Consider the following 13,690-nt stretch of genomic DNA (forward strand, 5'->3'; position numbering starts at 1 on the left):
ATGGCTAAAGTAACAGGTGTAAAAAGCGTAGATTTTAAAATTACAGCATATGGTTATGGGGTGGTGAATTGGAATGGTCCAACGTCACTAACAGGCAATGACGGTAAGACAGTGGATAACCACACATTACCTAAACTGCGTGGTTTTAGTAATTTATCGGGTAAAGTCAAAGAAGAAACAGGCTACAAATACCGTAAAGAAGCATCGGATATTGATTTTAACGAAACGCCTTTATATATCAGCCAGAACTGTATTCGCCATCACTTATTTCGCGATCAATCTTTTGATTTACATTATGCTAAAGATAAGAATTTGATTGATGTTGTTGCATCTATTACGGGATTAATCCGTGGTTATGTTGTGCCATCGAGCCAATGTAAACGTACCAGTCCTCTTTTAATCACTGATTTCATCGATCAGTTGGGTAATGGTAACTTCGAGCAACTTTCGAATGCGAGTTCAAGTGAAGAAATTACGCAAGCTGATGGTTCAAAAACATATAAACGTGGTGAAAACTCAATCTTCTCTAAAACAACTTTTGGTGATACTGAATATATCGCTTATGGTTCAATTAGCATTGAACAATTGCAGTTTATTTCATTGGATAAGAAGTTTGACCGTGCTTCGATGATTATTAAAGAAGGTGAAGGTGAAAAAATTGCTGAACGCGTACAGGAATTTATTAAGAGCCTTGATCCATCGAAAGAACCCAAAGCAATTTTCCACAAAAATTATGTGCGTAAGGGTACGATTTTTAATGAAGGTGAAGTAGGTATATTGCTCGACAATACTGCAATTAATATTTTAGTCAAAGAAACCCTTTCAATGCTTGAAGAACTTGTCATTAAGCAGGCCAAAGGCTATATGTGTGTTGATACGGTCGAAGTGGATTATAACGACAGTCATAAAATGATGCGTATTAAACGTAATCCAGACCAAGCCAATCCTGAGCCACAACAAGATTATGCGGTTTATTTTGAAGCCCAATAATGAGGTGATTTATGCAAATCATTATTGAATATGAGTCTTCATGGCGAAATTCATTTTTAGATGGCTCTAACAATGAACCTTTGCCTAAAGGCGGACGTAATTTTATTGCTTCAATGACAACATTAAAGCAAGAAGGTAATTACAAAAAGCGTAGTATTTCAAAAGATACCGTCATGGGGGTTCTGAATCGTTTGATTGGCGATCAACGTAAACTTTATCAAGCACGGCAAGATGAAAATTATTATTTTACTGAAGTTGAGAAAGTACTTCAGGACAGTGATATTGTCGATCAAGCTTTAAATAGTAACGAAATGGTTTATATCCGTAATGTTTCAGGCAGTACAGATCAAAATTCATTTACAGGTGAAATTAAAGCAAATGATCCATCCTTTAGCTCAAGTTTTTCAGCTGAACTTTGGGGTGTTTTATGGCTTAATTTATCTGAAGTTTCCAAATTTATTTTGGATGAGTCATATTCTGTAACGTACTCTGACGTTTTAGACCCAATTACAGTATGTAATCGTATTGAAGTTTTGAGTGCAGAAAAACCAATGGATCTGACGGAAGATATTCAAGCTGTACTAGACTGTTTATTGAATCATTTCCCAGATACAAATTACTTGACCGCTAAAAAGCAGTTGCCTTTGATTAGTATTTACGCCTCCGCTTTGTATATCCAAATTGCAAGATTGTCACAACGATATGATCTTTCAAATGCGTTAACAAAAAGTGGTGGACTGAGTGGAATTTCTAAACGTGGTTTTACCAAAAAAGATTTTATGGATCGTTATACGACAGGAAGTAAAAAGCTCATTTGGGGAAATCCATATTTATTGAAAGAAAAGAAAAAAGGAGAGGGTGAAGTCGTATCTGTTTTAACCAAAGCGAGTGGAAAGCTCATTATCAATTTGAATATTTCTAAAGAACAAGCAAGAGATTTAGAAGAAAAAATTGAAGATGCAGGTGTTTCATCTTTTTACTTAGGGAAAAAAGGCTTGGCTTATGTCACGGATATTCGAGTTTAAGGTGCTTATATGAACTATTACATTGAAGTGACATTAATGGAAAATGAAAATTTTTCCCCTTATGAATTATGGTCACAGCTTTATCCTCAATTACATCTTGCATTGGTTGAAGTTAAAAATGCTGAAAATAAAGTCAATATAGGATTTTCATTTCCTCAATATCGTTTTCATCAAGATAAAGGGGTAGGCTTTATTGGCACAAAGTTACGTTTATTTGCTGAATCCGAAGCCGATTTAAAGAAATTAGATGTTCGAAAATGGTTAGAGCGACTAGAGGATTATGTACATATCACCTCTATACGTGTAGTACCTAGTGATATTAAGGGCTATGCCATTTACAAGCGTAAGCAAGTGAAAACTAACGCCCAGCGTTTAGCACGGCATCGTGTAAAACGTGGTGATATTGGCTTTGATGAAGCATTAGCGCGATATAGCAATGTAGTGACCACAACGAATTTGCCTTATATCGAAATGAAAAGTTTAAGTACTTCAGATCAGCAAAGTGAAAAGCGCTTTAAATTATTTATTGAAAAGCAATCTGCAACAAAATCTGAAACTCAGGTTTTTAGCACTTATGGATTAAGTTCGGTGTCCTCTTTACCCGAATTTTAACCCAATATTTTTTCACTCTTTAACATCTTAATAAAATCAATAGGTTATGATAGTGGTTTGAAACTTGGGTCTTGTGAAAGATTTAAGGGTTAAATCACTGTTATAGCTTTATTTTTTGCTTTAAAATTACTGTTCACTGCCATGTAGGCAGCTTAGAAAAAAACACTAAAGTTGATAATTGCATTTGTTATGTTCACTGCCATGTAGGCAGCTTAGAAAATAGACTTACCTGTATCCGAAGTATTCTGAAGGTTCACTGCCATGTAGGCAGCTTAGAAAGTTGGACGCATCAAGTATTTTGAATTATTTAAGTTCACTGCCATGTAGGCAGCTTAGAAAAATAATGGAAAGCTTGTATTGCAAAATACAACGTTCACTGCCATGTAGGCAGCTTAGAAATAAACCACTTTTAACCGCATTTTCCGCAGCTTGTTCACTGCCATGTAGGCAGCTTAGAAAATCTAAACTTTTACGAAGCGAAAACTGCGCAGGTTCACTGCCATGTAGGCAGCTTAGAAAATCGTTGTCTTTCGTTAAGCTTCGTATAGCTTGTTCACTGCCATGTAGGCAGCTTAGAAAATGATCAATAATCCAACCAACACCATTGACCAGTTCACTGCCATGTAGGCAGCTTAGAAAGCTACGTTCTAACCAACGCTTTTTCATGCGTGGTTCACTGCCATGTAGGCAGCTTAGAAATGATTTGGTTACTTCTAAGCGGTCGATAGCTAGTTCACTGCCATGTAGGCAGCTTAGAAAAATTGCAGTCCGAGCAAGTTTATCACCGCCCGGTTCACTGCCATGTAGGCAGCTTAGAAATTTAAACATCACTTCACAGTCACGCTTAACATGTTCACTGCCATGTAGGCAGCTTAGAAAATTACAGGTATTGATAAGACCAACAAACAGATGTTCACTGCCATGTAGGCAGCTTAGAAAGTATAGGATAAAATCAAGGTCTTTGTATTCTTGTTCACTGCCATGTAGGCAGCTTAGAAAATTAAGGGGTGAATACATCTTTGCGACTATGTGTTCACTGCCATGTAGGCAGCTTAGAAAAAAAATACGAAAAAGTATTTGATCTAAAACAGGTTCACTGCCATGTAGGCAGCTTAGAAAGATAATACGCATTTAACAAGTGACGGCTCACAGTTCACTGCCATGTAGGCAGCTTAGAAATGTTATAGCTGATGACATTGTGGGAACGCTCAGTTCACTGCCATGTAGGCAGCTTAGAAAATTTCAACAATGAATCACAGGCTTGTTTGTATGTTCACTGCCATGTAGGCAGCTTAGAAAATCGGTACGAATATAAGAAATCGCCCCTTGTTGTTCACTGCCATGTAGGCAGCTTAGAAAAAGTCTTGCGATAAACCTCATCATCCATCTGCGTTCACTGCCATGTAGGCAGCTTAGAAAAGTTGATGTTGATGAAAAAGGCAATGTGGTCAAGTTCACTGCCATGTAGGCAGCTTAGAAAATGTTTTGGCTGCACGTTTTACAACAATTGTCGTTCACTGCCATGTAGGCAGCTTAGAAATTTGGAATGGGAAGCAATATTACTATTAGTGTGTTCACTGCCATGTAGGCAGCTTAGAAAAAATGGTCAAAACACTACAGTTGAATGAACAAGTTCACTGCCATGTAGGCAGCTTAGAAAACGACAATCATTAAATATTTTCTGCATAGCACGTTCACTGCCATGTAGGCAGCTTAGAAAACATAATCAATATTTTTATCGGGCTTGGTCTGGTTCACTGCCATGTAGGCAGCTTAGAAAAATATACGGCCACCAAGCAGAACAAACAGATTCAGTTCACTGCCATGTAGGCAGCTTAGAAATTACCAAGCCCACGACCGATAGGCGCAACAACGTTCACTGCCATGTAGGCAGCTTAGAAAAGTTACAACAAAGAAAAGATTGAATATTTTTCGTTCACTGCCATGTAGGCAGCTTAGAAATTTTTGGAGTTTGTATGTTAACTATATTGCTAGTTCACTGCCATGTAGGCAGCTTAGAAATATTGTTTTTAACTTTCAATTTTTCAAATACAGTTCACTGCCATGTAGGCAGCTTAGAAAATTCTATATATTTCGTGGAGCTTAACTAATGGGTTCACTGCCATGTAGGCAGCTTAGAAATAGAGATATTTATATCACTTACTAGTCTTTTGTGTTCACTGCCATGTAGGCAGCTTAGAAAATAAAGGTTTACGGTGAAAAAACAAAAGGCAAGTTCACTGCCATGTAGGCAGCTTAGAAATAGACAGTGCTAACATTCATGACTCACTAAAAGTTCACTGCCATGTAGGCAGCTTAGAAAAACGGTTAGCAATTGCTTGTGTGTTAGGGTTGGTTCACTGCCATGTAGGCAGCTTAGAAAAGCTTTTGATTTATTGCCTTGTGGTTTTTCATGTTCACTGCCATGTAGGCAGCTTAGAAATTAAATGGTAAACAAGCGGAATTAGCTCAACAGTTCACTGCCATGTAGGCAGCTTAGAAACAATACAAATCATTCTTGGATGGCTTTAACAAGTTCACTGCCATGTAGGCAGCTTAGAAAATTGGTTTCGATTTGGATTAAAGCTTGCACTGGTTCACTGCCATGTAGGCAGCTTAGAAAAAATTCAACATCAGAATACATCAGCGACAAAAGTTCACTGCCATGTAGGCAGCTTAGAAAGTGCCAGATTCAGCCCATTCTTTCGCACGATAGTTCACTGCCATGTAGGCAGCTTAGAAAAGACAGAAGGAGTGGCAAACTGTGATTGATGTGTTCACTGCCATGTAGGCAGCTTAGAAAAAACTGGTATACAAATAAGCGGGTAACATGCCGTTCACTGCCATGTAGGCAGCTTAGAAATTTCGGCTGCATGTGGTTTGAAATGAATTAGAGTTCACTGCCATGTAGGCAGCTTAGAAAGGTTGAATTGCATATCGCTTGTATCGCAAAACGTTCACTGCCATGTAGGCAGCTTAGAAAAACGAAACCACATTTATATGACTCACTACCAAGTTCACTGCCATGTAGGCAGCTTAGAAATTCTATCTGGTCTTGTTCGTTTCACCGGTTCGGTTCACTGCCATGTAGGCAGCTTAGAAAATGCAAGATTTAAAGTATATCAACAACAGTAAGTTCACTGCCATGTAGGCAGCTTAGAAATACTTCTTCGGGTTCATCCGTTAATAGTAGTTGTTCACTGCCATGTAGGCAGCTTAGAAAAATTTGACGCTGTAGCTCGTTATAAGCATTCTGTTCACTGCCATGTAGGCAGCTTAGAAAATTTAAAACTGACAATCTATCTGTAGAAGTAAGTTCACTGCCATGTAGGCAGCTTAGAAAAAAGAACCACGTTACAGGTGATTTTTATAGTGGTTCACTGCCATGTAGGCAGCTTAGAAATCGATAGCGTTATTGAAGTTCGTACAGCTTATTGTTCACTGCCATGTAGGCAGCTTAGAAATAGATCATAAAAAATAGTCACACTAATAACTAGTTCACTGCCATGTAGGCAGCTTAGAAAAGTTTTGATTCATGACTGGTATTGATCTGCTGGTTCACTGCCATGTAGGCAGCTTAGAAATTACAGCGAAGCCACGATTTTTTATTACAAGAGTTCACTGCCATGTAGGCAGCTTAGAAAGTTAAAGTCACTTTAGATGGTCAAGGTGTTCCGTTCACTGCCATGTAGGCAGCTTAGAAAGATTCCATAGCATTATCGGTCACTGTTAAAGTGTTCACTGCCATGTAGGCAGCTTAGAAAAATATCCACAAGAGCTAATTTTGACGGCGTGTGTTCACTGCCATGTAGGCAGCTTAGAAATAGACCGTGAAAGCCGTGTCATCTTGCCAAGTGTTCACTGCCATGTAGGCAGCTTAGAAAAGTAGCTCCATTAGCATCTGAAATTCCTAAAGGTTCACTGCCATGTAGGCAGCTTAGAAAAAGCTAAATACGTCATTTGGTGCAACTTCTAAGTTCACTGCCATGTAGGCAGCTTAGAAAACTCTAAGAGTGGTTTTTATTTAGTTCAACTTGTTCACTGCCATGTAGGCAGCTTAGAAATTAGATAACATTTTCATCGATAAAGCGCATGAGTTCACTGCCATGTAGGCAGCTTAGAAAAATGACTTCATCACTGAGAAGTTGACCAAGGAGTTCACTGCCATGTAGGCAGCTTAGAAAGTAAAGCAAAATATACGTACGTAAGTACGTACGTTCACTGCCATGTAGGCAGCTTAGAAATAAAGTCTTAAAGTGTTTAGCCATCTCATGAATGTTCACTGCCATGTAGGCAGCTTAGAAAAGCGCAATCGCAAGCACTAATAAACAAACAAAGTTCACTGCCATGTAGGCAGCTTAGAAAGTACTACAGGATCATTTAATTCCAGTTTCCATGTTCACTGCCATGTAGGCAGCTTAGAAAAATAAAGGCAATGCACTTACAAACAAAAGGTTGTTCACTGCCATGTAGGCAGCTTAGAAAGGCATACATAGCACCAAAAATGGGATCGTTGGGTTCACTGCCATGTAGGCAGCTTAGAAATTTTATAGCTGTTTCATATATTTTTTTCTCGAGTTCACTGCCATGTAGGCAGCTTAGAAATGTTAAAGCTAAAGGAACAATAGCTGAAGCTAGTTCACTGCCATGTAGGCAGCTTAGAAAAAAAGGGTAATGGTTTGGATTCTTACGATCCAGTTCACTGCCATGTAGGCAGCTTAGAAAAGTGAATGTGCGTTTCTTCTTCCCATCTTCAGGTTCACTGCCATGTAGGCAGCTTAGAAATGTGGCACCTGTCCGATCATTGGTTAATGTAAGTTCACTGCCATGTAGGCAGCTTAGAAATTGTTCCTTTATTTACACCTATCGCATAAGGAGTTCACTGCCATGTAGGCAGCTTAGAAAATACGTGGAGAGCTTTTAGCGTTCATTTTCATGTTCACTGCCATGTAGGCAGCTTAGAAAACACCTGAATCAGCCCATTGAGCTTCACCATTGTTCACTGCCATGTAGGCAGCTTAGAAAACACCACGTTTTTAGTTTGGAGGGCGACAATTGTTCACTGCCATGTAGGCAGCTTAGAAATGTTCTAATACTTCGGCAAATTGCCCTGTTTCGTTCACTGCCATGTAGGCAGCTTAGAAAAGTAGATTCATTTTGCTTAACAGTAAAATAACGTTCACTGCCATGTAGGCAGCTTAGAAAATAATTCTTCTAATTCTTCTTTAGTAAATTCCAGTTCACTGCCATGTAGGCAGCTTAGAAAGAAACTAAATGTCACCCAATCAACAGCGACTAGTTCACTGCCATGTAGGCAGCTTAGAAAATTGCTCTAAAGTGATGCGAACGAAACGACCAGTTCACTGCCATGTAGGCAGCTTAGAAATCCATTAATTTTTTATGCAGAATCAGGTGATAGTTCACTGCCATGTAGGCAGCTTAGAAAACTGATGTTGATGTGCAATTTTTTAGCGATTCGTTCACTGCCATGTAGGCAGCTTAGAAAAAAACCCCATCTTTGATGTATGTGAAGTCAGCGTTCACTGCCATGTAGGCAGCTTAGAAATGATTTAGTCAAAGTTGTCAAACGTGCAATTCGTTCACTGCCATGTAGGCAGCTTAGAAAATTAATCATTGGGCTGGCGTGGAAAGGGTGACAGTTCACTGCCATGTAGGCAGCTTAGAAATAGAAAGATGCAAAGTTTCGAGCAAGCATTCTGTTCACTGCCATGTAGGCAGCTTAGAAAAATCAATACGGCTTTTTGGTAACTTGCGAATCGTTCACTGCCATGTAGGCAGCTTAGAAAATTGAGAAGAAAAGAACAGCGAAGCCAAATAAGTTCACTGCCATGTAGGCAGCTTAGAAAATCGGAAGCATTTAAAACGCCCATAGAAAATAGTTCACTGCCATGTAGGCAGCTTAGAAAATTAGAAGAATATCGTTGGAATAAAGCTGTTGGTTCACTGCCATGTAGGCAGCTTAGAAATCATAGACAACAGAAGCACCTTGAGCAATACCGTTCACTGCCATGTAGGCAGCTTAGAAAAAGCAATGCGCTTGATAGACTTGCGCCTGACAGTTCACTGCCATGTAGGCAGCTTAGAAAAGTATTTGTGCTGTTCCACAGCGCATTTTTACCGTTCACTGCCATGTAGGCAGCTTAGAAAATCCCTAATTCTTTATTTTCAAAGAATCCATCGTTCACTGCCATGTAGGCAGCTTAGAAAACCGTCAGCAAGGTCTTTGCGAACATAGCCGAGTTCACTGCCATGTAGGCAGCTTAGAAAAATCAGGAAGTTCGTGATGCTGGCATGTTGATGTTCACTGCCATGTAGGCAGTTTAGAAAATTATAGGGGCTTATCTTTTGGTGGTTCTGGCGTTCACTGCCATGTAGGCAGCTTAGAAAATTTTGAGATTTCAATCTGAACTGCTTCAGCAGTTCACTGCCATGTAGGCAGCTTAGAAAATTAGAACGATGGCGGTGTACAATGCGAACGTGTTCACTGCCATGTAGGCAGCTTAGAAAAATCAAATGGGTGGTGCAAAACAATCACCAGTGTTCACTGCCATGTAGGCAGCTTAGAAATGCTCGACTTCTAATTGCTCAGAAGCATCAAGGTTCACTGCCATGTAGGCAGCTTAGAAAGAGAAAACAATATTTTTGAGGTGGGGGATAGAGTTCACTGCCATGTAGGCAGCTTAGAAATTTTACCGCCACAGATAAGGGTGATCTGCTATGTTCACTGCCATGTAGGCAGCTTAGAAAATTTCGGTATGAGTAAACGAGCGATTCAGCGAGTTCACTGCCATGTAGGCAGCTTAGAAATGACATAGCGAATCATCAAAAAATGCTGTACGGTTCACTGCCATGTAGGCAGCTTAGAAAATTGAGAACGTGAAAACAAAGGTTGCTTTGGCTGTTCACTGCCATGTAGGCAGCTTAGAAAATTGTTGTTTTGGGTGTGCGTAAAGTTGAAACGTTCACTGCCATGTAGGCAGCTTAGAAATAAGCCGTTCAAGCCACGCTCTGAGTCGCTAAGTTCACTGCCATGTAGGCAGCTTAGAAATTAAGTGCGCCCCAGTACATACCATAGTCTTTGTTCACTGCCATGTAGGCAGCTTAGAAATGACATAGCGAATCATCAAAAAATGCTGTACGGTTCACTGCCATGTAGGCAGCTTAGAAAAATGCTCACTTAATCAATTGCTCAGTTGATCAGTTCACTGCCATGTAGGCAGCTTAGAAAATCGAAAGCGTAGATGGGTTGTAACCTGTCAAGTTCACTGCCATGTAGGCAGCTTAGAAAAATGGGTTCACGCACTTTTACATACACATTTAGTTCACTGCCATGTAGGCAGCTTAGAAAATAGATGCTTCGGAACTCAGAACTGAGCCTATGTTCACTGCTATGTAGGCAGCTTAGAAATTTAAATTGACTGCGCAGTGAATCAGCAAGTTGTTCACTGCCATGTAGGCAGCTTAGAAATTATGCTGTGAGTCAGTCATGAAGCGTTCAGTGTTCACTGCCATGTAGGCAGCTTATAAACTCCTGAATATCTTCAGTGATTAGCCCCCATTTGTTAACTACCATGTAGGCGTTTTATATAGTCACTTGCTTATCAGTACCTGTCATAGGTATGTTCACTACGATGAAGGCGGTTTCATGTCTAAGACATTGAGAGCAGTCCAAACTAAACTCAATCAGGGTACAAATTGGGTTTGAGTATTGAGAAAATAATTTTTATTCAAATTCTTAGAATTATAATTCAATCGTCCCAATCATAGAATTAAATTTTTTAATTTAGAAATTTTAATTTGCCACATTTTTTGCCACATTTTATTTAAACGCTATCATTATGTATTAAACGTAAATTTTTAAAAACCTGTAAATACATATACTTAAGTTTGATGGGTTTTGGTGGAGTCAAACTTAAGTGAGTTCGACTCCCACTCTATTAAGCAATTTTTTATTTTATGTAAAGAAAAGGCAATTAATTGATTAGCTAAAATTTTAAAATTCGATCTCTGCTTCTTTTAAAATCCATTTTTCAAATTTAGTATGATGCACACGCAGTAAATCCACGGGTCTATCTTTATAGTGTTTTTCAGCAGTGGCACTTGGTTTATGCCCCATAATTTGAGCAACTACACCAGTTGGTATTTCAAGCCATTCAGCTAAGTTGGAAAATGATCGGCGTAGATCATGAATGGTAAACTTTGGAAGTTCTTGTTTTTTAAGAGCGGTGTAGTAACTGTTTCTTATATCTGTGATGTAACCAGTATCAGAATCTTCAGACCAAAATACATAATTAGAATTAGAGTGTTTTGGAAGTTGCTTAAATAAATGTTCGACATAAGGTGTCATTGGGATAAGACGGTCTCGTTGTTCATACTTGTCCCATACAGAAATAGTTTTCCATTTGAAGTCTAATTGTGAATAGGTGAGCGAACGCATTGATTCAGAGCGTGGCCCACATAAAATGCTAATTTGTAAAAATGTTCTATACATGATATTTGATATGTTATTAACTGCTAAAAACCAATCTTTTAATTGGTCTCTTAGAACTGAATTTTTAACAGGTTTTAATACTGGAACAGCACGACGTACTCGCTTTTCTTGATGTACTTTTGAATCAATTAAATTTTTATAAACGTTATGCTCCTGACACCAATTAATGCATGAGCGTGTAATTCTAAATGCTAATGCAGCACGACCAGGTCTTGTTTGAGCTTCTTTTGTTTGCCAATTTATCAAAGTATCTGAAGTAAGCTCAATAAGAGGAATATCTAAAATCGATGCCATAACCCCTGGTATTGTTAATCCTTTTCCTCTAACTTTAACTTCACCACCACGATGGGAAAGTACGATGTGATCTTTTAAGTGACGTGGTGACCATAGGTGTTTATTTGAATCGATATATTCAGCAAATACATGACCAAAAGTGATTTTTTCATTTTCTTGAGCTTTAGAGAACTCATGATTCTTTTTGGCTTCTTCTGCACGAGTACGACGAGGATCAATTCCTTGGTCACAAAGCTGTTGTAGTCGTCTAGATTCTTTTCTAGCATCATCTAGAGACCAAATATTCACATCGCCGATAGTTATACGTAAACTCTTACCAGAAACACGACTTTGGAAAATGTAAGCTCTATTTTCATTTTTAGTGACACGAACAGAAAGACCCGCTGTTTCTAAATCCCAATAGAAAATTTGATTTTTATCATTGCTAGGTTTATCAAGTTTTAGAACTTTGGCGGTAGTAAATTTTAGTTTCATTTTCTTATTGCTTACATAGTGTTGGTGTAAGCACTATGTAAGCAAATAAACTCAATGTTAGTCAATAAAAATAAAGATAAAAATAACTTAAGTTATTAAATAAGAAGGAAAAATTAAATTTAATCAACACTAATAAGTATGCGTAAATGCTTTAAAAATAGGACTCATAATCCGTTGGTCGACAGTTCAAGTCTGTCTGGGCCCACCATATAAAACAACCACTTACGTGCATTAATCGTAAGTGGTTTTTTTGTTTTTGAAGTTTAGTAAGCAAATGGTAAGCAGCTTAAATCAACATTATGAACCGTACCGGGTTTGTCGGAGACCAACTTTCTTGAGAGAATGTCCCAATGACAAAACCAAAATATACCCCTGAAATCAGAGAAAGAGCGGTTCAATTATTGATTGAATCTGAAAAAGATTATCCTTCTACTTGGGCTGCAATCACAGCAATTGCACCTAAGATTGGCTGTACTCCTGAAACACTACGTTCCTGGCATCAGAAGTATTTGAATCAACAGAATCCAATCAAAGTACAGCAGCTTTCAGACCAAGAACGCATTAAACAACTTGAACGCGAAAATAAAGAACTGCAACGAGCCAATGAAATTCTACGCAAAGCAGCCGCTTTTTTCGCCCAGGCGGAGCTCGACCGCCCACACAAATAATGGTGGATTTTATCCATAATAATAAAGAGCTGTACGGAGTCGAGGCGATTTGTAGAATTTTACCTATCGCACCTTCAACCTATTACCGAACTTTAGACCTCGCGGACAATCCAGAACATCGAGCGAAACGAGATTTACATGACTTGCATCATGCTGAACAAATTAAACGAATTTGGAAGGAAAGTTCAGGTCGATATGGTGTACGTAAAGTTTGGCAAAAACTGAAACGTGAAGGCTATATTATTGCGCGCTGTACAGTTGCTCGATTGATGCAAAAGCTAGGTATACAAGGTGTTTGGCGAGGTAAGAATAAACAAACGACCCGTAGCCGGGATGATCAAAAACGAGCAGATGACTTGGTGAAACGCAATTTTAGTGCTGATCAGCCTGACCAGCTGTGGGTCGCTGACTTCACGTATATTCAAACAAATTCAGGCTGGGTCTATACCGCCTTTATTATTGATGTGTTCTCACGAGCAATTGTTGGATGGAAAGTATCAACACGTATGAATACAGACATGGTGCTCGATGCACTGGAGCAAGCATTGCATGATCGAGGCATGCCAAAGAACGTGATTCATCATAGTGACAGAGGCGTGCAATATCTTTCCATTCGTTATACCAATCGTTTAGAAGCAGCAAATTTACGAGCATCAGTCGGTACGACCGGTGATTCATACGATAATGCTTTGGCTGAAACGATGAATGGCTTATACAAAACAGAGGTGATTGAATATTTAAAAGCAGATTGGCAAGGTTTAGCGGATGTACAACTTGCGACACTAAATTGGGTAGATTGGTTCAATAAAGAACGTGTACATAGTGCACTGGGTTATGTATCACCTTTTGATTTTGAAGTAATCTACTATGATAAGATTAACCCGTTAGGTCAGGTGGCCTAACTTAAATAAAAAGTCTCCGACAAACCCGGTACGGTTCATTATTCTTAATTGGTTTTTTGCATAAAGACTTCAAAGATAGAATTTCCTGTAGTTACTCAAATTCAAGTGACGACTTAGGTATGGGGGCGATCTAATTCTGACATAGCTTAATCATAATTTAAGTAAATACTTTGAGATATAGAGTATATGATCGAATTTTAGATCAGTTTATTA

General features: G+C 38.7%; 5 protein-coding genes, 1 CRISPR repeat array and 1 other annotated feature. Of the genes, 4 read left to right on the forward strand and 1 reads right to left on the reverse strand.

Annotation, left to right across the window (positions count from 1 at the left end; translation table 11 throughout):
• Genes cas7fv through cas6f form a run of 3 tightly spaced genes read left to right on the forward strand, consistent with a single transcriptional unit; the run spans position 1 to position 2,627 of the window.
• A complete protein-coding gene (cas7fv, locus tag G8D99_RS06265; protein WP_166323662.1) occupies positions 1-990 on the forward strand; it encodes a type I-Fv CRISPR-associated protein Cas7fv in 990 nt (329 codons plus the stop codon).
• 11 nt (positions 991-1,001) lie between these two features.
• Entirely contained in the window at positions 1,002-2,015 is a 1,014-nt protein-coding gene (cas5fv, locus tag G8D99_RS06270) for a type I-Fv CRISPR-associated protein Cas5fv (protein ID WP_166323664.1), read from the forward strand.
• 9 nt (positions 2,016-2,024) lie between these two features.
• Entirely contained in the window at positions 2,025-2,627 is a 603-nt protein-coding gene (gene cas6f / locus G8D99_RS06275; protein ID WP_166323666.1) for a type I-F CRISPR-associated endoribonuclease Cas6/Csy4, read from the forward strand.
• 131 nt (positions 2,628-2,758) lie between these two features.
• Positions 2,759-10,176: direct repeats of the CRISPR family, unit length 28 nt; unit sequence GTTCACTGCCATGTAGGCAGCTTAGAAA.
• 465 nt (positions 10,177-10,641) lie between these two features.
• On the opposite strand, the gene G8D99_RS06280 is transcribed toward cas6f, so the two are convergent.
• Complete coding sequence (locus G8D99_RS06280) at positions 10,642-11,907, reverse strand: tyrosine-type recombinase/integrase (RefSeq protein WP_166323668.1); 1,266 nt, start codon at positions 11,905-11,907, stop codon at positions 10,642-10,644.
• A gap of 350 nt (positions 11,908-12,257) precedes the next feature.
• Between G8D99_RS06280 and G8D99_RS06285 the strand changes: the two genes are divergently transcribed.
• A protein-coding gene (locus tag G8D99_RS06285; protein WP_166323496.1) for an IS3 family transposase occupies positions 12,258-13,477 on the forward strand; the annotation gives its coding sequence in 2 pieces (ribosomal slippage) (positions 12,258-12,534 and positions 12,534-13,477; 1,221 coding nt in all).
• Positions 12,533-12,649 (forward strand) — a sequence feature (AL1L pseudoknot). It overlaps the preceding gene by 117 nt.
• Positions 13,478-13,690: the final 213 nt, after the last annotated feature.

Source organism: Acinetobacter lanii (assembly GCF_011578285.1).
Classification (GTDB): Bacteria; Pseudomonadota; Gammaproteobacteria; order Pseudomonadales; family Moraxellaceae; genus Acinetobacter; species Acinetobacter lanii.

Excerpts from the sequence above, each read along its gene's own strand:
- cas7fv (WP_166323662.1), top strand. The coding sequence starts at position 1 with ATGGCTAAAGTAACAGGTGTAAAAAGCGTAGATTTTAAAATTACAGCA.
- cas5fv (WP_166323664.1), top strand. The coding sequence starts at position 1,002 with ATGCAAATCATTATTGAATATGAGTCTTCATGGCGAAATTCATTTTTA.
- cas6f (WP_166323666.1), top strand. The coding sequence starts at position 2,025 with ATGAACTATTACATTGAAGTGACATTAATGGAAAATGAAAATTTTTCC.
- G8D99_RS06280 (WP_166323668.1), bottom strand. The coding sequence starts at position 11,907 with ATGAAACTAAAATTTACTACCGCCAAAGTTCTAAAACTTGATAAACCT.